Below are 18925 nucleotides of genomic sequence, written 5' to 3' on the forward strand. Positions count from 1 at the left end.
ATTGCCAATCATCGCTTGACGATCTACCTACTAAAAGGTAGGCTATGCACATGACTGATTCTCCCAACACTGCCGACAGCATCCTGCGCTGCGCGCAAACCCTGATCATCGCCGGCGGCTACAACGGCTTCAGCTATGCCGACATCGCCAAGGTCATCGGCATCCGCAACGCCAGCATTCATCACCACTTCCCCGGCAAGGCGGTGCTGGTTCGCACGCTGGTGGCGCGGTATCGCGAGGAAATGCAGGCCGGCGTCGCTAAGCTGGAGCAGCACGTCTCCGATCCGTTGGAACTGCTGCGCGCCTATGCCGGATTCTGGGAGGGTTGCATCGCCGACGCGGCGTCTTCATTTTGCGTCTGCGCCCTGCTGGCAAGTGAGATGCCGATTCTTCCCGAGGAAATCGCGCTCGAAGTGCGCGCGCATTTCAAGGCGCTGGCGGCCTGGCTGACCGGCGTCTTCGCACGCGGCGCAGAGCAAGGCCGCCTTGCGCTGACCGCATCGGCCGAAGCCGAGGCGGACATCTTCATGGCCACCGTCCACGGCGCCATGTTGTCGGCGCGAGCCTACGGAGATGCAAAAATGTTCGGCGCCATCGTCAATCCGGTGTTGGCGCGCGTCGCACATCAGGCCTGATGGCTGAAGGCTGAAGGCTGAAGGCTGGATGAATCAAACTTGACGGATAGAGTTTAAGAAGCGCATTGACTGTTTCAACGTTCGGCCATTTTGCCTACCGATTAGTAGGTAGTTAATTTGCAGGAATTGCACTTCCGGAACAAGGTCGATGCACTCCTCAACCATTTTTAATAAAGGATAGCTCCATGTTTGGAATTTCTCATCTCGGCTGGGTGCACACCCTGGGCAGTTTGCCGGCCATTCCGGCGGCGGTGTACATGTTCGCGCGCCATGGCCGCATCGTGCCGCGTTCCACCGCCGGCGGCATTTATTTCGTGTCAATGCTGATCGGCGCCGTCAGCGTTTTCCTGGTCGCGCATCAGGCGGTCAGTTACGGCATCGCCGTGGCCACGCTGGTCTTTCTCCTTGCCGGCTACGGTGTCGGAAGATTGCCGACGTCGCGCAGCGCAGCGGTCTATGCGGAAACGATCTTCCTGAGCGTCACGGCGTTCCTGCTCATGGTGCCGACCGTCTCGGAAACGCTGCGCCGGGTGCCGGACGGCCATCCGTTCGTGACCGACCTGAAGTCGCCGCTGCTGCTTGGCTTCCAGGGCGCGCTGTTCGCCATGCTGGTCGGCGGACTGATCATCCAGATCGTGTATTTGCGCAGGCAAGGCAAGGCCGCACGCATACGAGCATAATCAAGCTGACGCCGTGCGGCGTCGGTTTTGCCTGAGGAGAAACAGATGGCACGCAATCCCGTAACACCGGTTCAACCCGTCGACGCTGTCGGCGCGATCAGACGCGTCGACAGCGGCTCCACCTACTTTCGTCATCTGGATCAGTGGCGGCTGGTCTCCGAGGTTCAGGCCGCCGACCGGCGCGCAAGAAAACAGCAGCAGGCGCCGCAAGAGCCGCACGTCGGGGAAAGCGATTTTTCCCGTGCGTTGTCCGATGCGGCCAACGCCGACACGCCGGATCTGAAGCGCTAAATCCACTCTCCAGGCCGGCATGTGTTGCCGGCTTTTTCCATGGCGGATGCCGGGCAAGACTTCTTGATATAGTGGCGTGGCAGCATTTTTCGCAACCAACCTGGAAGGATCGACATGGACTTGCAATTGAAAGGCAAGACGGCCCTGGTAAGCGGCAGTACGGCCGGCATCGGTTACGCAATCGCACAGACGCTGGCCCGGGAAGGCGCCAACGTGATCGTCAACGGCAGGTCGCAGGCAAGCGTCGACGAAGCGGCGGAGCGCATCCGTTCGGAAACCGGCGGCACGGTGCAGGGTTATGCCGGCGACCTGAGCAAAGCCGAAGCCGCAAATGAAGTCATCCAGCGTCATCCCGGCATCAACATCCTCGTCAACAACCTCGGCATCTTCGAGCCCAAGGCCTTTGAAGATATTCCCGACGAAGACTGGCTGCGCTTCTTCGACGTCAATGTCCTCAGCGGCGTGCGCCTGGCGCGCCTGGTGCTGCCGGAAATGAAGCGTACCAACTGGGGCCGCATCATCTTCATTTCCAGTGAAAGCGCGGTGCAGATCCCCACCGAAATGATCCACTACGGCATGACCAAGACCGCGCAACTCGCGGTGTCGCGCGGGCTGGCGGAATCCGTCGCCGGCACCGGCATCACTGTCAACAGCATCCTGCCCGGTCCGACCAAATCGCGCGGCGTGGGCGACTTCGTCGAAGACATGGCGCGCGCGAGCGACAAGACCTTCGAACAGGTCGAGGCGGAGTTCTTCGACCACGTTCGTCCGACATCGCTGATCAAGCGCTTCGGCACGCCGCAGGAAGTGGCGTCGCTGGTGGCCTACGTCGTCAGTCCGCTGGCATCCGCCACCACCGGCGCGGCGCTGCGTGTCGATGGCGGCGTGATCAAAAGTGCATTCTGATAAAGGGATCGCCTGCTAAATACGCAGGAGCATCAATCAAGCCGGCGCCTGACGCCGGCTTTTTTCATTCCAATCATTGTTTCAGCAAGGCAGGATTTTCTGCTCTCCCGGCCCGTCAGGTAAGCTCCAGACGACCCGGCGTGATATCGATACTCCCCTTCAACATCGGCAACGTCCCCAGTTTGAAAATGCCGACCAGAGCAGACAACTTTGCCGCCTGCTCTTGCAAGGATTGTGCGGCTGCGGCGGCTTGCTCGACCAGCGCAGCGTTTTGCTGGGTGACATTGTCCATTTGTGCGACGGCATCGTTGATTTGTTCAATGCCTTCGCTTTGCTGGCGGCTGGATTGTGAAATTTCGGCCACCATGCCATTGACCTTCCTGACGCTGCCGACGACCTCGCCCATCGTCGTACCGGCCTGTTCAACCAGAGAGCGCCCGATATCGACTTGCTTCACGGAGTCGGTGATCAGCATCTTGATTTCCTTTGCCGCAGTCGCACTGCGTTGCGCAAGGTTGCGCACTTCCGACGCGACAACGGCGAAACCACGCCCCTGCTCGCCGGCGCGCGCCGCTTCCACGGCGGCATTCAGCGCGAGAATATTGGTCTGAAAGGCAATGCCGTCAATGACCGAAATAATGTCCACGATCTTGTGCGACGAGTTGTTGATCAAACCCATCGTGTTGATGACTTGCTGAACGACTTCGCCGGCTTTGGACGCGACGTCCGATGCCGACACCGCCAGTTCGTGCGCCTGGAAAGCACTGCCGGAATTCTGTTTCACCGTCGACGCCAGTTCTTCCATGGACGATGCCGTTTCCTCCAGCGAACTTGCCTGCTGCTCCGTGCGCGACGACAAGTCCAGGTTGCCTTTGGCAATCTGGCTGGACGCGGTCGCAATCGTATCGGTCCCGGCGCGTACCTGGCCGACGATTTGCGCCAGCGCGTCACGCATGCTCTTGATTGAGAACAACAGGCTGTCCTGATCGCTCGGCTTCGTTTCTATGTTGACGGTGAGATCTCCATGCGCGATCTGGGTCGCGATCTGATTCGCATAGGAAGGCTCTCCGCCGAGCTGGCTCAATACGCTGCGCGTGATCAGATAGGCCGCCATGATGCTGACGACCAGCGCAAGTCCGCCGAACAGCAGCATCATGAAACGTGCGTTGACGTAGGCAATATCAGCATTGTTCGAAGCGTCCTCGTTCTGCTTGTTTTCCAGTACGATGAAGTTATTGAGCTGATCCCACCATTTCCGCTGGACAGGCCGGAATTCATTGCGCAGGACCGCGTACGCCTCCTCTCGCTTGCCCGCCAGGATCAGTTCCGTTACCTGTTTGACATAGCCGTTGGCGACCTTGGCGGTTTCGCTGATGGCGGCGAACAGTTGTCGCTCTTCCGGGCTTGTCGTGCTTTCGCTCTTGAGCATCGCCTCCAGTTTTTTCTCCGCCGCGGCATATTTCTTTGCCTGCGTATCGACACGCTTCATTTCGGCGTCGATTTCCGGTGGATTCTCGCCAAGCAGGATCATGTTACGCAAAGCCAGCGCGCGTTCGGTGATGGAAAGGTACATCGACGAGGCTTCGCTGGCTTCAACATTGTTGATCTTGGTGATCTCATCCATGCGCTGCTTCTGTTGCGCCATCTGGATGATGCCGAGCAGTGTCACGACAATAAGCAACACGCAGACCAGCGTGAATCCGATTGCCAGGCGCGCGGAGATTTTTAACTGTGAGAGTTTCATGTTGCCCCCAAAAGGTGACGTGATGTAGCTATTCATATTCCTGCATTTTTCGCAGGCGCCGCGCCCGGTCTGCCCAGGATTCCCCACGGTGATGCAATATCGAGATACTTGTAAATGAACAGATGCGCTTATCGAAGTGGCAACGAAACGCCTTCCCTCCACGGCATTTCCCGGATGCGGCAACATTTATTTTTTTGTACATCGTTGACGTAATTTGCAGTTACGAGATTAGCATTCTTTGGCTGGCGTCAAAGATGTATCTCCATTAAAACGCACGGATGTTGACGGTCTGGTAAGCAGTCGTCAGCCAAGCCGCAACAGAATCTCTCCTCATGTTGGCCGCCCCCCAAGCTTGTCTCGGAGAGAGGCAGGATCCCTCGTGGCCCCCCCCCCCGCGTGAAGCGACTGGTGCCGGCGCGTCCTCTTAAACCTGCGGCATGGCGGTTTCCTCGTCGAATCTGCGAATGACATCTCGTCGTTATGAGAAATTTCTCGCTTTTAACCAACCTTCCACACCACATCGCCTTCCCCGGATTTACAATTAAATTCCCGTTTTGTGAGAATTCAATTTCTGAATATGAGAAAAATGAGGAATCATCCGGCCATGAACTCTCCCGCCTCATCTCATCTGACGCAGCCGCCCGCCGTCGCCACCAGCGAACGTTCGCTGATGGTGTTGTCGGTGATTGCCCGTCACGGCAAGCCGATCGCGGTGCGCAAGCTCAAGGAACTGACCGGCTTGCCGCAGAGCACGCTGTACCGCCATCTGCTGCCGCTGAAAAAATGGGGCCTGGTGCAGGAGCAGGACAATTTCTACGCGCCCGGCCCGCTCAGCGTGCAGCTGGCCTGGGGCTTCGACCATACCTCTTACCTGGTCAGCAACGCCCAGCCCGAAATGCTGCAGCTGGCCAAGAAGTGCGGCGAGAGCGTCGGCCTGATGGTGGCGGTCAACGACCAGGTCACCTGCCTCGACATGGTCGACAGTGAGCAATCGCTGCGTTGTTCGTTCTCCAAGGGCCGCTCGCACCCGCTGTCGCGCGGCGCCTCGGCCAAGGCGGTACTGGCGCATCTGCCGCAAGCCATGGCCGAGAACATCGTCGAGCGCCAGCTGCACGGCAAGGACGACGACATCGCGCGCCTGCACGGCGAACTCGCCGCCATCCGCAACCAGGGTTATGCGGTCAGCGAAGGCGAAGTCGACTGGGGCGTGTGGGGCGTGAGCGCCCCGGTGTTTTACAAGCCCGGCCAGGCGGCCGGCGCGATTACCCTGATGGCCCCGGCGATCCGGGCCGAAGAGCGGCAGCGCGAGCTGATTGCCGCCACGGTCCAGGCGGCGGCGACCATCAGCGAACGTCTTGCCTTGTTTTAATCCGTTCACCAGAAGTCTGTTGCAGGTCCATTACAAGTTGTCCATTAAGTCGTCCATAAGTTGTCCATCTGAGGGAGAAACCATGAACCACCGCCGCCGCCTCATCCGCATGCTCGCCGCCGTCAGTCTCGCCGCCGGTTTTACCGTTGCCCCGGCGCTGGCCTGTGCGCAGACCGTTGACGTCATCCGCGTCGCCACCGATGCCACCTTCCCGCCGTTCGAGTTCTTCAAGGACGGCAAGCGCACCGGCTTCGACATCGAACTGATCGAGCTGCTCGGCAAGACCATGGGAAAGAAGGTCGAATGGACCGACATCGATTTCAAGGGCCTGATTCCCGGCCTGGTGTCGCGCCGCTTCGACGTCGCCTCGTCGGCCATCTACATCACCGAAGAACGCCGCCGCGTGGTCAACTTCACCGATCCGTACTATCCGGGCGGCCTGGTGGTCTTGACCAAGGCCAGCAACACCGCGATCAAGCAGCCGTCGGATCTGGCCGGCAAGAAGGTCTCGGTGCAGGTCGGCACCAAGTCCGCGAACTACCTGAAAGAGTATTACCCGCAAGCCGAGCGCATCGAAGTCGAGAAGAACCAGGAAATGTTCAACCTGGTTGAAATCGGCCGCGCCGACGCCGCCGTCACCGGCAAGCCGGCCGCCATCGAATACGCCAAGACCCGTCCCGGCATGAAGGTGCTCGACAAGCAGGTCAGCATTGAGCTGTACGGCTACGCCGTGCGCAAGGACCTGCCGCAGCTGACAGAAGAAATGAACGCCGCGCTCAAGAAGGTCAAGCTCGACGGCAGCTACGACAAGCTGGTGCAGAAGTGGCTGTCGTCGTCGGCCAAGTAATTTAATAAAAAAGACGTAAGGAGATCAGATGAGTTTAGATTTTGTGCCCGTATTCGAGGGCTGGCCGGACCTGCTGCATGGCGCCATCGTGACGGTGGAAATTACCGCCATCTCGCTGGTGCTCGGTTGCTTCCTCGGCCTGCTGGTCGGCCTCGGCCGGCTGGATCGCAGCAAGCGCCTGGTCTACGGCATCTGTACTGCTTACGTCACCTTCATCCGCGGCACGCCGCTGCTGGTGCAGTTGTTCCTGCTGTTCTTCGGCTTGCCGCAATTCGACATCCTGCTGCCGGCTTTCCTGTGCGGCGTACTGGGCCTGGGCATCTATTCCGGCGCCTACGTGTCGGAAATCGTGCGCGGCGCCATCCAGTCGATCGACAAGGGCCAGATGGAAGCGGCGCGCTCGCTTGGCATGTCGTCGGGCAAGGCGATGCGCACCATCATCCTGCCGCAAGCCATCGTGCGCATGATTCCACCGCTGGGCAACGAGTTCATCGCGCTGATCAAGAACTCGGCGCTGGTGTCGTTGCTGACCATCGCCGACCTGATGCACGAAGGCCAGAAAATCATCAGCGTGTCCTACCGTTCGCTGGAAGTCTATATCGCCGTCGCGCTGGTCTACCTGGTGCTGACCAGCCTCACCAGCATGGCCCTGCAGCGGGTCGAGAAACACCTGCGCGCAGGGGGAGCCGTCTGATGTCCACGCCTATGTCTGCACCCATGATCAACGTCTCCAAACTCGGCAAATCCTTCTCCGGCCATCGCATCCTGCACGGCATTGACCTGGAGGTCGCGACCTCGCAGGTGGTCGTCATCATCGGCCCCAGCGGCTCCGGCAAGAGCACGCTGCTGCGCTGCTGCAACGGTCTCGAAGTAGCGGAAGAAGGCAGCATCTCGATCTGCAATCAGGACCTGCTGGTGAACGGCAAGATGATCGCCGACCACGCCCTGAACGAGCTGCGCACGCAGGTCGGCATGGTGTTCCAGTCGTTCAACCTGTTCCCGCATCTGTCGGTGCTGGACAACGTTACGGTCGGTCCGCGCAAGATCCGCGGCACGCCCAAGGACGAAGCCGACAACCTGGCGCGCGCACTGCTGGCCAAGGTCGGCCTGGCCGCCAAGGCCGACGCCATGCCCGCCACCCTGTCGGGCGGCCAGAAGCAGCGCGTCGCCATCGCCCGCGCATTGGCGATGCAACCGAAGGTCATGCTGTTCGACGAACCCACTTCGGCGCTCGATCCGGAACTGGTCGGCGAGGTCTTGCAAGTCATGAAGGCGCTGGCCAACGAAGGCATGACCATGATCGTGGTCACACATGAAATGGGCTTCGCGCGCGAGGTCGCCGACGTCGTCGTGGTGATGGACCAGGGCCGCATCGTCGAGGCCGGCAAACCCGAACAGATTTTCGTCAATCCGGTGCAGGAGCGCACCCGCGGCTTCCTGCAGGCGGTGTTGACCCGCAATAACTCAACGGCAGCATAGGATTTATCTGAGCATGGATCACACTCTCTGGAACGGCCGCATCGATCATGACAGCGCCGGCGACACCCGCCGCCTGCATCAACTGGTGGTGCCGTTCAGCAATGACGTCAAGGGCGGCGGCGCGCTGATCGGCTTCGCCAGCGATGAAGGCGTGCGCCGCAACCACGGCCGCGTCGGCGCCGCGCAAGGTCCGGACGCGATCCGCCGCATGCTGGCGAATCTGCCGGCCCATCGCATCACGCAACTGGCTGACGCCGGCAACATCGACTGCAACGACGGCGACCTCGAACAGGCGCAGCAACGGCTGGCCGGCAAGATCGCCGACGTCATGGCGCAAGGCGTGTTCCCGCTGGTGCTGGGCGGCGGCCATGAAGTGGCGTACGGCAGCTTCCTCGGCATCATGCGCCACCTCGGCCGCTCGATGCCGCAGCGCAAGCTGCTGATCATCAACTTCGACGCCCATTTCGATTTGCGCGAAGCCGAACGCTCGACCTCGGGCACGCCGTTCAAGCAGATCGCCGAATGGTGCGAATGGGCCGACGTCGGTTTCCACTATATGTGCTTCGGCATCAGCCAGCTCGGCAACACGCCGGCGCTGTTCACGCGCGCGCAGCAACTGGGCGTGGACTACGTCAGCGACACCGACGTCGCCACCCGCAGCCTGGCCGAACTCGACGCGCAATTGCGCCTGCGCCTGGAAGACGTCACCGACGTCTACCTGACCATCGACCTTGACGTCTTGCCCGGTGAAAAGGCGCCCGGCGTGTCGGCCCCGGCCGCCTTCGGCATGGCGCTGGAGAAGGTCGAAAAGCTGGTCTCCTCCATCCGCGCCAGCGGCAAACTGATCGCTGCCGACATCGCCGAATGCAATCCGGTCTACGACCGCGACGGCATGACCGCCAAGGTCGCGGCACGACTGGCCCACCTGATCCTGCAACCGGCATAGAATAGAGCGTGCTGCGCGCCTTGCGGCCGCAGCACCCCTGTTCCACCTATCGCCTACCCTCTTTCCAACCGGCCTCATCCATGTCCGTCCTGATCCCGCAATCGCAACAACGCCTGATGCGCTGGAAAAACGGCGGCGGCATGACGTGCGAGATCCAGCGCTTTCCGCAGGACAGCTCGCTCGACTCCTTCGACTGGCGCATCAGCGTCGCCACGGTGCAGCAGGCCAATGAGTTTTCCTTGTTCCCGGGCGTGGATCGCTCGCTGGCGATCCTGGAAGGCAAAGGCATCCTGCTCGACGTCGCCGGCGAGCTTGGGGTCGAGCAACGCGAGTTGACGCCGCGCGATCCGGTCTACCGCTTCGACGGCGAGACCGCGATCCACTGTACGCTGATCGGCGGCGGCATCGTCGACTTCAACGTCATGACGCGCCGGGCCGCGTTCACCCACACGGTGGAACAGCTGACCATCACCAAAACCACGGTGCTCTCGGCGACGGGCGACACCGCGCTGGTCTACGTCGTCAACGGCAATTGCAGCCTGGCCAACGAGACCAGGGTGCACGCCGGCGACGCCGTGCTGTTCCGCGATGCGGACGAAGAACGCCTGCTGATCTCGGATGCGGCGGAACTGATGCTGGTGCAGTTGTACCGGCAGCCGCGCTAAGGCTATATCACCTGCCTCCCTCTCCTCTTGCTGCCGGTCCCGGCGGTGCGTATTCAGGCATTCATTACACTGTGTATTAACTCAATTGCAGTGCTCCGTATTTATCAATGCGGAGGGCATCGGTATAGTCCGTCGTGAACCTGATGATTCCCATCACCTCACGACCCAAGGAGTTCCGCCATGCCCTACGTCAACATCCGCGTCACCCGCGAAGGCGTCATCACCGCCGCACAGAAACTGGAACTGATCCAGGGCACCGCCGCGCTGCTCGAACGCGTGCTCAACAAGCATCCCTCCTCAACCTTTGTCGTCATCGATGAAGTCGATACCGACAATTGGGGTGTCGGCATGGAAAACGTGACCAGCTTGCGCCAGCGCCAGGCCGCCGAAAAAGCCGCAAAGTCCATCGAAAATCAGGACAAGAAATGAAGCTCGTGTATGTAGGCGATCCCATGTGCTCATGGTGCTATGGCTTCGGCAAGGAGCTCACCACATTGACCGAACGCCATCCCGATCTGCCGGTCGAAATCGTGGTCGGCGGCCTGCGCGCCGGCGCCACCGATGTGCTTGACGAAGCCGGCAAGCAATTCCGCCTGATGCACTGGGCGCGTGTGGAAGCCGCCAGCGGCTTGCCGTTCAATCGCGAGGGCCTGCTGGCGCGCGAGAACTTCGTGTACGACACCGAGCCGATCTGCCGCGCCGTGGTTGCCGCCCGCATCCTTGCGCCCGAGGCTGATCTGCTGGCGGTGTTCCGGGCGCTGCAACATGGCTTTTATGTGGAAGCGGTGGACACCACCGACGGCCCGATCCTGAGCCGGCTGGCCACGGATGCGCTGGCGCTCGACGGCCATGCGATCGATGCCGGGACGTTTTATCGCGTGTGGTCGGAGGAAAGCACCATCGCCGCTGCGCGCAGCGATTTCCGCCAGGCCCGTGCGCTGGGCGTGCAGAGTTTCCCGACGCTGTTCCTGGAAAAGGACGGCGAGCTGATGAACCTCAGTCCGGGTTATGTCTCCGTCGATGAACTCGACGCGAGTCTGCAATCAATTCTGCAATCGGCGCTGCACTGACTTAGGCAAGGCCCCGGCGTAATCTCATTGCGAGATTACGCGCCCACCTTCCCCACAATCGCCAGCGCCACCGCTTCGGCCACCTTGATGCCGTCGATGGAGGCCGACATGATTCCGCCCGCATAACCGGCGCCTTCGCCGGCCGGATACAGACCCTTGGTGTTGAGGCTTTGCAGCGTGTCGTCGTTGCGGCGGATGCGCACCGGCGAAGAGGTGCGCGTCTCGACTCCGGTCAGCATCGCATCGTGCATCGCATAGCCGCGGATCTGCTTGTCGAAGAACGGCAGCGCTTCGCGGATGGCGTCGATGGCGTAGTCGGGCAGCGACTGATCGAGCTCACCCAGCAGCACGCCCGGCTTGTACGACGGCGTCACGCTGCCGAGCTGGGTGGATGGTTTCTTCGCCAGGAAGTCGCCGACCAGCTGGCCGGGCGCGTCGTAGTTGCGGCCGCCCAGTTCATAGGCGCGCGACTCCCATTTGCGCTGGAATTCGATGCCGGCCAGCGGATGGCCGGGATAGTCGGCCGGTGAAATGCCGACCACGATGCCGCTGTTGGCGTTGCGCTCATTGCGTGAGTATTGGCTCATGCCATTGGTGACCACGCGCTCCGGTTCCGAACTCGCCGCCACCACGGTGCCGCCCGGGCACATGCAGAAGCTGTAGACCGACCGGCCGTTGGAGGCGTGATGCACGAGCTTGTAGTCGGCCGCGCCGAGAATCGGATGGCCGGCGCTGGGCCCGAAGCGGCACTTGTCGATCAGCGACTGCGGATGTTCGGCACGGAAGCCGACCGAGAACGGCTTGGCTTCCATGTAGACGCCGCGGTCGTACAGCATCTGGAAGGTGTCGCGCGCGCTGTGGCCGATCGCCAGCACGACGTGGTCGGCTTCGATGTGTTCACCGCTTGCCAGCGTCACGCCGCGCACCTGGCCGTCTTCGATGACGAGGTCGTCGACCTTTTGCTCGAAGCGGAATTCGCCGCCCAGCGACACGATCTTTTCGCGCATCAGCTGCACCATCTTCACCAGGCGGAAAGTGCCGATGTGCGGCTTGCTGACGTACATGATTTCCGGCGGCGCGTCGGCGGCGACGAACTCGGTCAGCACCTTGCGGCCGTAATGTTTGGGGTCCTTGACCTGGCTGTAGAGCTTGCCGTCAGAGAAGGTGCCGGCGCCGCCTTCGCCGTATTGCACATTCGATTCCGGCTTCAGTTCGCGCTGGCGCCATAGGCCCCAGGTGTCCTTGGTGCGTTCGCGCACGGTCTTGCCGCGTTCCAGGATCAGCGGGTTGAAGCCCATCTCGGCCAGGATCAGGCCGGCGAAAATCCCGCACGGGCCGGTGCCGATGACGATCGGGCGCTTGCTCAGTCCGGCCGGTGCTTTCGCGACGAAATGGTAGTTGGTGTCGGGCGTCGGCACGATCGGCGACTTGTCCTTGAGGCTTTGCTTTTGCAGCACGGCCGCTTCGTCGCGCACTTCGACGTCGACGGTGTAATTCAGGGTGACGGCGGATTTCTTGCGGGCATCATAGCTGCGGCGAAACAGGCTCACGCTCAACAGGTCCGCGTCGGGCACGCCGAGGCGCGCGAGGATGGCGGCGCGCAGGTCGGCTTCGGGATGGTCGAGGGGGAGTTGTATTTCGCTTATTCGCAGCATGTGCAGTCTTTCAGTTGAGAAACGCTGCATGGCCGTCGCTTCAGGCTTTTTTTGCAGCAGCCGGCATTTTACTCCAAGGGCCCCATCCACCCTTGCCCTGCCGGCATCGCGCGGCGCCATGGGATCGCCGCAATCTGACATTTTTGTCATGCAAATGTCATCAGATTGGCAGCCAGCTTGCCTACCATGACCTTATCTCAACCCACCGGTCCCACTCCCACCTATGAATGCCTCCCTCCAGAAGCGTCTTCGCGGCGCGGCAGTCTCCATCCTTGCAGCTGGTTTCATCGCCCCCGCCGTCTTCGCACAGACGCCGGCGCCGACCGGCGTGCGCGGTGCGATTATCTCGGTCAGCGGCGACAACCTGGTCGTCAAGACCAATCGCGGCGCCGAACAGGCGGTCAAGCTCGACAAGGACACCCGCGTCGCGGCGATTTCCTTGGCCAACATCAACGACATCAAGCCCGGCAGCTACATCGGCGCGGCCGCCATTCCGCAGCCGGACGGTTCGCAAAAGGCGCTGGAAGTGCACGTGTTCCCGCCGGCCCTGGCCGGCACCGGCGACGGCCATCGTCCGTTCGACCTGGCGCCCAACAGCACCATGACCAACGGCACCGTCGGCGATGTGGTCGCCAGCAACGGCCGCACGCTCACGCTCAAGTACAAGGGCGGCGAAAAGAAAATCATCGTTCCTGAAGACGTGCCTATCGTCAACATCGAAGCCGGCGACCGCTCCCTGCTGGTGGTGGGCGCCAAGGTGGTCGTGCGCGCGCGCAAGAATCCGGACGGCAGCCTGACCGCCGCATCGATCAGCGCCGGCAAGAACGGCGTCGCGCCGCCAATGTAAGAAGGTCTCCGATGCGCAAGAACGTGCTGCTTCACCCGCTGGCCGTGCGCATCGCGCACTGGCTCAACGCCTTTGCCATCGGCTGCATGCTGATGAGCGGCTGGGCCATCTATAACGCCTCGCCGCTCTTCGGTTTCAAGTTTCCACTGTGGGCCACCCTGGGCGGCTGGCTGGGCGGTGCGATTGCCTGGCATTTCGCGGCGATGTGGCTGCTGTTCGCCAACGGCGTGTTCTATGTCGTCTATGGCGTGGCCAGCGGGCACTTCCGCAGGCATTTGCTGCCGCTGCATGCGCGCGACGTGGTCGGCGATGCACGCCAGGCGCTGCGCTTCAAATTGCCGCACCGGCCGGGCGTCTATAACGCCGTCCAGAAGTTGCTGTATTGGGGCGTGATCGCGCTGGGCCTGCTGGCCGTGCTATCGGGACTGTCCATCTGGAAGCCGGTGCAACTGGATACCTTGTGCGACTTGCTCGGTGGTTTCGACTTCGCACGCAAGGTGCATTTTGCCGCCATGGCAGGCATCGCGGCGTTCGTCGTGATTCATTTGCTGCTGGTGGCGCTGGTCCCCAAAACCCTGCTGCCCATGATCACCGGGCGGGGACGTGTCAACGGGCACGCGGAGAATCTGCCATGAGCCGACAGGATGACAAACCGCCGCGCAAGCCTGACGGCATCCGCCTGGCGGACCACCGTACCGCGCTGGTAAAACTCGAACGGCGTTTGTTTTTGCGATCGTCCCTGCGGGCCTCGTTGTCGGTGGGCGCGCTGTCGATGCTGTCCGGCTGCGATCTGCAGGACAACGACCAGGTGGACAAGGTCTTGTGGGCCATGTCGCGCTGGAACGACCGGGTGCAGGCCGCACTCTTCCGCGGCGACAAGCTGGCGCCGACGTACGCCGCAAGCCAGATCACCAATCCCTTCCCCTTCAATGCTTTCTATGACGAGGTCAACGCGCCCGACATCGACGTCGCCGACTGGCGCCTCGAGGTCTCGGGCATGGTGAGCGACAAGCAGCCATGGACCATGGAACGTCTGCGCACGCTGCCGCAGGCGGCCCAGATCACCCGCCACATCTGCATCGAGGGCTGGAGCGCCATCGGCCAGTGGTCGGGCATACCACTGCGGACCTTCCTGCAGGCCATCGGCGCCGACATGACGGCGAAGTACGTCGGCTTCAAATGCGCAGACCGCTATTACTCAAGCCTGGACATGCCGACCGCCCTGCATCCGCAGACGATACTGGCGCTCGACTTCGGCAACGAAGCGCTGCCCACGTCCTACGGATTTCCACTCAAGGTGCGGGTGCCGACCAAGCTCGGCTTCAAGAACCCGAAGCACGTCGTCGCCCTCTACGTGACCAATCAGAATCCGGGCGGCTACTGGGAAGACCAAGGCTACAACTGGTTCAGCGGTGTCTAATTCCGGCGAATCAGCAGATCACCACATCACCATTGAGAGGCGTGCTCGTCCTGATATGCCAGCGCCGTCTTGCGGCGTGAGCAACTTTCCCAGGCGGCGGTCAGGATCAGGATCGCCGCCGCCAGGCCGCCCACCATCAGCAGGTCGGTCACGAAGCCGAATGCCGCCAGCAAGGCCAGCAGCACCATCCCGGCCAGATGCGACAGCGGCAGGCGGCGATACACCACTTTCTTGTAGACCGCGTTGCCCAGCAGGTACAGCGCCGGTCCGGCGATCAGCACCAGCAGCGAAGTCGGTGCGATGCGCTGGTCGGGATGCGCGATCACCAGTTCGGCGCCGACCGCCGAGACGATCACGCCGGCCACGATGATCACGTGGACGTAGTGGAAATACGCGCCGATGCGGCCCGGATCACTGGAATGCACGATGGCGTCGCTGCCGTCCTTGCTGCTGGTGTCGAAGTACAGCCACCACATCGCCAGCGCACTCGCGAAGGTCACCACGAACGCCACCATCACAGGCGCCTCCCACTGCGCCGCATGCGCCACGGTGGCGCCGGTGACCAGCAGCGCTTCGCCCAGCGCGACGATGACGAACAGCTGGCAACGCTCGGCCAGGTGGCCGCCTTCAATGGTCCATTCACGCGTGTCCGAACGGCCCAGTCCGGGCAGCGCGAAGCCGATCATCGGCGAGAAGTATTCACAGGCCACGGCAACGATCCACAGCGCCAGCCGGTGTTCCTGCGACAGGCCGCCGGCGATCCAGAACGCCGCCGAGATGAACAGCCAGCCGAACATGCGGCGGAAATTCGGCGTCAACGCGTGATCCTTGCCGAGGCAGCACAGCACGAACAGCGTGCGCCCGACCTGGATTGCAGCATAAGCAATGGCGAACACCAGGCCGCGCCCGGCGAAGGCTTCGGGAATCGCCGCCGCCATCAGCAGGCCGACCAGCATGATGGCGAACAGCAGCACGCGGATCTGCAGCGTTTCGGGATCGAACCAGTTGGTGACCCAGGAAGTGTATTGCCACGCCAGCCACACCGCGAACCACAGCACCAGCGTCTCGACGGCGCCGGCGAGGGTGAGGTTTTCCAGCAGCCGGTGCGACAGCTGGGTCACCGCGAAGACGTAGATCAGGTCGAAGAACAATTCCACGAAGGAGACGCGCGCCTCATGTCCGTCGCGTACGCGCAGCAGGCCGGTGAGCGGCTTTTTTGCCGATGACTTGTTCATGTTCCCTCCCTGGATCAGATGCATCTATCGTCGCACACGCACTCGGCTATGGACAAGGCGCACGGCTTCCGAAACGCCGTAACGACCTGCGACAGTTGCTTATATCTGACAGACGGCTGAAGGCGAATTTGTTTCGAGGCGTTTCCGTTTTGCGGTTTCGCGCCTGCGGCGAAACACAAAATTACAGTTGCCGCGCGCACCCTGATCTACATTGAAGCCATCGCGACATGCTTGCACACGTCGCTTCACAAGGGAGCACATCATGCGTTACAAGAACATCATCCTCGCCGTCGTCATCGCCGCCGGCGCAGCCTCATCGGTCCTGGTGGCGCCGGTCGCGCAAGCGCAGGCACGCACCTCGGTCGACATTCGCATCGGCACGCCGCCGCCACCGCCGCGCTATGAACGCATGCCGCCGCCGCGCCGCGGCTACGTCTGGGCGCCGGGCTACTGGGCCTGGAACGGCCATCGCCACGTCTGGGTCGGCGGTCATTGGGAACGCGTACGTCGCGGTCGCCATTACGCGCCGCCGGGCTGGCACCAGGAACCGGACGGCTGGCGCTTCAACCGCGGCGGCTGGGGTCGTTGAGTCGGCATCACCCATGAAGAAAGAAGAAAGGCCTGCTTTTACTGCAGGCCTTTTTTTATTCTTCAGGACGTATTTCAGAAGATCAATACAAGGTCGTGCGCACCCGCTCCGGCAACGCACTGTCATAAGCGGCGCCATCAATGGCGGCGCGGCTGGCCTGTTCGAGGATCTGCCCCGGCGTCGGCAGGCTGCCCTTTTCGACGTGGCGCGCGGCATCCCACAAACCCGCGCGCACCACCGCCCGCGAGCATTGGAAGAACACCGTTTCCACCGCCACCACCAGCGCCACGCGCGGCGCTTTGCCGTCCACCGCATAGCGCGCCAGCAGGGCCGGATCGCTGCTGATGCGGGCGCGGCCGTTGATGCGCAGCGTCTCGCCCTGGCCCGGAATCAGGAACAGCAGCGCCACACGCGGATCGGCCACCAGGTTGCGCAGGCTGTCGATGCGGTTGTTGCCGCGCCGGTCCGGAATCACCACCGTATGCGCATCAACCACGTCGACGAAACCGCGCGGATCGCCGCGCGGCGAACAATCGAGGCCGCCCTCGCCCACCGTCGCCAGCGCCAGGAACGGCGAGGCTGCGATCCAGCGGCGGTAGTGGTCATTGATGTGGTCCAGTTCCTTGGCCAGCGAAGCCTGGGCCGGCTGGCCGAACAGCGCCTCCAGCGCGGCCACGGAAGTGATGTCGAATTGCGCGTCTGCCAACATGATGCGGCTCTCCCTGTACTTGGATTTTCCTGTGCTTAATTCTTCCTGTGCGCCTTGAGCGCAAATCGCGCCGGATCCAGCAAGGCCAGCAAGTCCTTGCCGAGCGGCGCCGGTTCGTCCTCCAGCGCGCAGGCCACGATCTCTGCCGCCAGCGGCGCCCAGATCAGTCCGCGCGAGGCGTAAGCCAGCAAGCCGTACAGCTGCGGCCAGCGCGGGGCATCGCGCAGCTGGACTTCGCCGCCCGCTGCGAGTTTTTCCTGATCGGGCAAGGCGCCCACGAGCGGCAACCGGTCGGCCGAGACGCAGCGGAAACCGACGCGTCCCGGCAAGGTATCCGGGTCGATCTCAGGCGACACACCCGGCAGCAATTCCCGCAACTTGTCGAGATTGCCGGCGTGGCTGTCGGCGCGCAAGGCCGTATCGTGATCGTCGCGATCATAACTTGCACCGACGCTGATCAACCCATTGACTGCGCCGGTCAGGTAACCGTCGCCGCACAGCACGAACGGCAAGTCCGGCAACGACGCCGCCGGCAAATGACTGACCTGTCCGCGTATCGTGTGCAACGGCAACGCGGCCGCCTGAGCCAGTCCGGTCGACTGCATGCCGTTGGCGAGGATGACCACCGGCGCGGCGGCGATAATCTTGCCGTCGGCGTCGAGCGCCTGCCATTGCCCCTCAACGCGGCGCAAAGAATTTACTTCTTTTCCGAAGCGACGTTGCAGGCGATCACCGCAGGCACGCAGCATGGCGTCGCACACCGCCGCCGGACGCAGCCAGCCGCCGCGTGGAAAGAACCAGCCGCTGCCGGTCGGCATGCCGAGTCGCAAGCTTGCTTCCTCTGCCGATAACCACTGCGCGTAGTCATGCGGATAATTCCAGTGTCGCGCCGCCTGCACGAATGCCTCGGCCTGTTCGGCGTCGCGCGCCACCTGCAGCACGCCGCAGGCTTTGCCGTTGTTTTGCTCACCGTCAAACACGCCGGCGCGTGCCCATGCTTGCTGCGCAAACAGGAAGGCTGCTCGCGTCAGGCGCGCGGTCGGATTGTCGTCACGTGAAATTGCCGGCATGGCGACGCCGGCCAGATTGCCGGAAGCTTCCTGCGCAGCGTGCGCATGCCGCTCGATCAGCGTGATCTGCCAGCCGCGTGCGGCGAGCGCTTCGCAGGCGGCGCTGCCGGCCAGGCCGGCGCCGATCACGAGCGCGTGGCGGTCTTGCGGAACGGCGCGCTCGGTTACCTTCCAGCGTGGGGTGAAATGCGCGACCGACTTGTCGTCTTCATCGGCCGTGAAACCTGCGGCAACCAACTCGATGGATGTCGCATGCCACGCGCCCACGCGCAATTGCGCGCGCGGCGTAGCCAGTCGCGCCAGTCGTTTCAACTGCGGCGCGGTCCACATGGCATCGTCATGCAACAGGAACAGATCAACCCGTGCATCGAGCTGCGCCAGGCTCGCAGCGATGTCACCAATAATCAGGGTCAGCACCACGCGGCCCTGCTCCAGCAACAACCGGTGATAGCCGGGCGTCAACGGCGGCCAGGCGTTGGCCAGTTGGTCGGCCAGTGCATTGGTCGGCGCCATCACACGCAATTGCTGCGCCGTCGGCGGTGCAGCATCGATCAGCACATAGTGCAGCCGCTGCGGAGCATCAGCGCCATCGGCACGGCCGGCCTGCTCGCGCAACGCCGCCCAGGCTTGCAGGAAAGCATTGCTGTAACCGGTCTGCAAAATTGTATAAATCGCATGCCCGCACCAATGCCCACGCAAAGCGTCATCGGTAAAACCGGCGGAGGGAAAAGCGACTGGAGTCATGCAGGCATTCACGGTTCGGGAGCG

21 protein-coding genes are annotated in these 18925 nt (G+C 62.4%); 16 read left to right on the top strand and 5 right to left on the bottom strand.

From position 1 onward, the window contains the following. Window positions 1-50 precede the first annotated feature (50 nt). The 4 genes from ACIROW_RS18085 (at window position 51) to ACIROW_RS18100 (ending at window position 2512) form a co-directional block, all read left to right on the top strand. The gene (locus ACIROW_RS18085; protein WP_402277835.1) at window positions 51-635 is read left to right on the top strand and encodes a TetR/AcrR family transcriptional regulator; all 585 of its coding nucleotides are present in this window, start codon (window positions 51-53) and stop codon (window positions 633-635) included. Between the two features lie 185 nt (window positions 636-820). Next, window positions 821-1315, top strand: a complete 495-nt coding sequence (locus ACIROW_RS18090; RefSeq protein WP_402277836.1) for a hypothetical protein — start codon at window positions 821-823, stop codon at window positions 1313-1315. Between the two features lie 45 nt (window positions 1316-1360). Then, on the top strand, window positions 1361-1606 hold the full coding sequence (locus ACIROW_RS18095) for a hypothetical protein (RefSeq protein WP_402277837.1): 246 nt from the start codon (window positions 1361-1363) through the stop codon (window positions 1604-1606). Window positions 1607-1720: 114 nt separating this feature from the next. Further along, a complete protein-coding gene (locus ACIROW_RS18100; RefSeq protein ID WP_402277838.1) occupies window positions 1721-2512 on the top strand; it encodes an SDR family NAD(P)-dependent oxidoreductase in 792 nt (263 codons plus the stop codon). Between the two features lie 115 nt (window positions 2513-2627). Here the strand turns inward: ACIROW_RS18100 and ACIROW_RS18105 are convergent, their stop codons facing one another. Then, entirely contained in the window at window positions 2628-4442 is a 1815-nt protein-coding gene (locus ACIROW_RS18105; RefSeq protein WP_402277839.1) for a methyl-accepting chemotaxis protein, read from the bottom strand. A 418-nt stretch (window positions 4443-4860) separates the two neighbouring features. Between ACIROW_RS18105 and ACIROW_RS18110 the strand changes: the two genes are divergently transcribed. From ACIROW_RS18110 to ACIROW_RS18145, 8 genes are all read left to right on the top strand, one after another. Then, a complete protein-coding gene (locus tag ACIROW_RS18110) occupies window positions 4861-5625 on the top strand; it encodes an IclR family transcriptional regulator (RefSeq protein WP_402277840.1) in 765 nt (254 codons plus the stop codon). Window positions 5626-5707: 82 nt separating this feature from the next. After that, the gene (locus ACIROW_RS18115; protein WP_402277841.1) at window positions 5708-6472 is read left to right on the top strand and encodes a transporter substrate-binding domain-containing protein; all 765 of its coding nucleotides are present in this window, start codon (window positions 5708-5710) and stop codon (window positions 6470-6472) included. Between the two features lie 28 nt (window positions 6473-6500). Continuing rightward, window positions 6501-7166, top strand: coding sequence for an amino acid ABC transporter permease (locus tag ACIROW_RS18120; protein ID WP_402277842.1), 666 nt, complete (start codon window positions 6501-6503; stop codon window positions 7164-7166). Window positions 7167-7177: 11 nt separating this feature from the next. Continuing rightward, window positions 7178-7951 carry an amino acid ABC transporter ATP-binding protein gene (locus ACIROW_RS18125; protein ID WP_402278044.1) on the top strand — a complete coding sequence of 258 codons (774 nt, stop codon included), beginning with the start codon at window positions 7178-7180 and terminating at the stop codon, window positions 7949-7951. A gap of 13 nt (window positions 7952-7964) precedes the next feature. Then, window positions 7965-8897 (top strand): formimidoylglutamase, encoded by a 933-nt coding sequence (gene hutG, locus ACIROW_RS18130; protein ID WP_402277843.1) that lies wholly within the window; start codon window positions 7965-7967, stop codon window positions 8895-8897. Between the two features lie 80 nt (window positions 8898-8977). Then, window positions 8978-9562 carry a HutD family protein gene (locus ACIROW_RS18135; protein ID WP_402277844.1) on the top strand — a complete coding sequence of 195 codons (585 nt, stop codon included), beginning with the start codon at window positions 8978-8980 and terminating at the stop codon, window positions 9560-9562. A 180-nt stretch (window positions 9563-9742) separates the two neighbouring features. Continuing rightward, window positions 9743-9991, top strand: coding sequence for a 2-hydroxymuconate tautomerase family protein (locus ACIROW_RS18140; protein WP_402277845.1), 249 nt, complete (start codon window positions 9743-9745; stop codon window positions 9989-9991). Next, window positions 9988-10632, top strand: a complete 645-nt coding sequence (locus tag ACIROW_RS18145) for a DsbA family protein (protein WP_402277846.1) — start codon at window positions 9988-9990, stop codon at window positions 10630-10632. The genes ACIROW_RS18140 and ACIROW_RS18145 overlap by 4 nt, the downstream gene beginning before the upstream one ends. A gap of 35 nt (window positions 10633-10667) precedes the next feature. Here ACIROW_RS18145 and ACIROW_RS18150 read toward each other — a convergent pair whose 3' ends face one another. Continuing rightward, on the bottom strand, window positions 10668-12287 hold the full coding sequence (locus tag ACIROW_RS18150; RefSeq protein WP_402277847.1) for an NAD(P)/FAD-dependent oxidoreductase: 1620 nt from the start codon (window positions 12285-12287) through the stop codon (window positions 10668-10670). Between the two features lie 223 nt (window positions 12288-12510). Between ACIROW_RS18150 and ACIROW_RS18155 the strand changes: the two genes are divergently transcribed. From ACIROW_RS18155 to ACIROW_RS18165, 3 genes are read left to right on the top strand one after another with little or no spacing between them, the layout of a single operon-like run. Further along, window positions 12511-13134 (top strand): DUF5666 domain-containing protein, encoded by a 624-nt coding sequence (locus ACIROW_RS18155; RefSeq protein ID WP_402277848.1) that lies wholly within the window; start codon window positions 12511-12513, stop codon window positions 13132-13134. Window positions 13135-13145: 11 nt separating this feature from the next. Then, window positions 13146-13769 (top strand): cytochrome b/b6 domain-containing protein, encoded by a 624-nt coding sequence (locus tag ACIROW_RS18160; RefSeq protein WP_402277849.1) that lies wholly within the window; start codon window positions 13146-13148, stop codon window positions 13767-13769. Continuing rightward, window positions 13766-14554, top strand: a complete 789-nt coding sequence (locus ACIROW_RS18165) for a molybdopterin-dependent oxidoreductase (RefSeq protein WP_402277850.1) — start codon at window positions 13766-13768, stop codon at window positions 14552-14554. The genes ACIROW_RS18160 and ACIROW_RS18165 overlap by 4 nt, the downstream gene beginning before the upstream one ends. A gap of 26 nt (window positions 14555-14580) precedes the next feature. Here ACIROW_RS18165 and ACIROW_RS18170 read toward each other — a convergent pair whose 3' ends face one another. Next, window positions 14581-15789: a low temperature requirement protein A gene (locus ACIROW_RS18170; protein ID WP_402277851.1), complete on the bottom strand. Its 1209-nt coding sequence runs from the start codon at window positions 15787-15789 to the stop codon at window positions 14581-14583. Between the two features lie 262 nt (window positions 15790-16051). Here ACIROW_RS18170 and ACIROW_RS18175 point away from each other — a divergent pair, with 262 nt between their 5' ends. Continuing rightward, a complete protein-coding gene (locus ACIROW_RS18175; RefSeq protein ID WP_402277852.1) occupies window positions 16052-16378 on the top strand; it encodes a YXWGXW repeat-containing protein in 327 nt (108 codons plus the stop codon). An 82-nt stretch (window positions 16379-16460) separates the two neighbouring features. Here ACIROW_RS18175 and ACIROW_RS18180 read toward each other — a convergent pair whose 3' ends face one another. Beyond that, complete coding sequence (locus ACIROW_RS18180) at window positions 16461-17087, bottom strand: pyridoxamine 5'-phosphate oxidase family protein (RefSeq protein ID WP_402277853.1); 627 nt, start codon at window positions 17085-17087, stop codon at window positions 16461-16463. Between the two features lie 35 nt (window positions 17088-17122). Continuing rightward, complete coding sequence (gene mnmC / locus ACIROW_RS18185; protein WP_402277854.1) at window positions 17123-18901, bottom strand: FAD-dependent 5-carboxymethylaminomethyl-2-thiouridine(34) oxidoreductase MnmC; 1779 nt, start codon at window positions 18899-18901, stop codon at window positions 17123-17125. Between the last annotated feature and the right edge of the window lie 24 nt (window positions 18902-18925).

This window comes from Herbaspirillum sp. NPDC101397, from assembly GCF_044767325.1.
Classification (GTDB): Bacteria; Pseudomonadota; Gammaproteobacteria; order Burkholderiales; family Burkholderiaceae_D; genus Herbaspirillum.

What these genes read in the sequence shown, in the direction of transcription:
- ACIROW_RS18125 (WP_402278044.1), top strand. Translation starts at nt 7,178, where the DNA reads ATGTCTGCACCCATGATCAACGTCTCCAAACTCGGCAAATCCTTCTCC.
- ACIROW_RS18120 (WP_402277842.1), top strand. Translation starts at nt 6,501, where the DNA reads ATGAGTTTAGATTTTGTGCCCGTATTCGAGGGCTGGCCGGACCTGCTG.
- ACIROW_RS18160 (WP_402277849.1), top strand. Translation starts at nt 13,146, where the DNA reads ATGCGCAAGAACGTGCTGCTTCACCCGCTGGCCGTGCGCATCGCGCAC.
- ACIROW_RS18170 (WP_402277851.1), bottom strand. Translation starts at nt 15,789, where the DNA reads ATGAACAAGTCATCGGCAAAAAAGCCGCTCACCGGCCTGCTGCGCGTA.
- ACIROW_RS18090 (WP_402277836.1), top strand. Translation starts at nt 821, where the DNA reads ATGTTTGGAATTTCTCATCTCGGCTGGGTGCACACCCTGGGCAGTTTG.
- ACIROW_RS18085 (WP_402277835.1), top strand. Translation starts at nt 51, where the DNA reads ATGACTGATTCTCCCAACACTGCCGACAGCATCCTGCGCTGCGCGCAA.
- ACIROW_RS18100 (WP_402277838.1), top strand. Translation starts at nt 1,721, where the DNA reads ATGGACTTGCAATTGAAAGGCAAGACGGCCCTGGTAAGCGGCAGTACG.
- ACIROW_RS18110 (WP_402277840.1), top strand. Translation starts at nt 4,861, where the DNA reads ATGAACTCTCCCGCCTCATCTCATCTGACGCAGCCGCCCGCCGTCGCC.
- ACIROW_RS18150 (WP_402277847.1), bottom strand. Translation starts at nt 12,287, where the DNA reads ATGCTGCGAATAAGCGAAATACAACTCCCCCTCGACCATCCCGAAGCC.
- mnmC (WP_402277854.1), bottom strand. Translation starts at nt 18,901, where the DNA reads ATGACTCCAGTCGCTTTTCCCTCCGCCGGTTTTACCGATGACGCTTTG.
- ACIROW_RS18165 (WP_402277850.1), top strand. Translation starts at nt 13,766, where the DNA reads ATGAGCCGACAGGATGACAAACCGCCGCGCAAGCCTGACGGCATCCGC.
- ACIROW_RS18155 (WP_402277848.1), top strand. Translation starts at nt 12,511, where the DNA reads ATGAATGCCTCCCTCCAGAAGCGTCTTCGCGGCGCGGCAGTCTCCATC.
- ACIROW_RS18140 (WP_402277845.1), top strand. Translation starts at nt 9,743, where the DNA reads ATGCCCTACGTCAACATCCGCGTCACCCGCGAAGGCGTCATCACCGCC.
- ACIROW_RS18180 (WP_402277853.1), bottom strand. Translation starts at nt 17,087, where the DNA reads ATGTTGGCAGACGCGCAATTCGACATCACTTCCGTGGCCGCGCTGGAG.
- ACIROW_RS18145 (WP_402277846.1), top strand. Translation starts at nt 9,988, where the DNA reads ATGAAGCTCGTGTATGTAGGCGATCCCATGTGCTCATGGTGCTATGGC.
- ACIROW_RS18135 (WP_402277844.1), top strand. Translation starts at nt 8,978, where the DNA reads ATGTCCGTCCTGATCCCGCAATCGCAACAACGCCTGATGCGCTGGAAA.
- ACIROW_RS18105 (WP_402277839.1), bottom strand. Translation starts at nt 4,442, where the DNA reads ATGTTGCCGCATCCGGGAAATGCCGTGGAGGGAAGGCGTTTCGTTGCC.
- ACIROW_RS18175 (WP_402277852.1), top strand. Translation starts at nt 16,052, where the DNA reads ATGCGTTACAAGAACATCATCCTCGCCGTCGTCATCGCCGCCGGCGCA.
- ACIROW_RS18115 (WP_402277841.1), top strand. Translation starts at nt 5,708, where the DNA reads ATGAACCACCGCCGCCGCCTCATCCGCATGCTCGCCGCCGTCAGTCTC.
- ACIROW_RS18095 (WP_402277837.1), top strand. Translation starts at nt 1,361, where the DNA reads ATGGCACGCAATCCCGTAACACCGGTTCAACCCGTCGACGCTGTCGGC.
- hutG (WP_402277843.1), top strand. Translation starts at nt 7,965, where the DNA reads ATGGATCACACTCTCTGGAACGGCCGCATCGATCATGACAGCGCCGGC.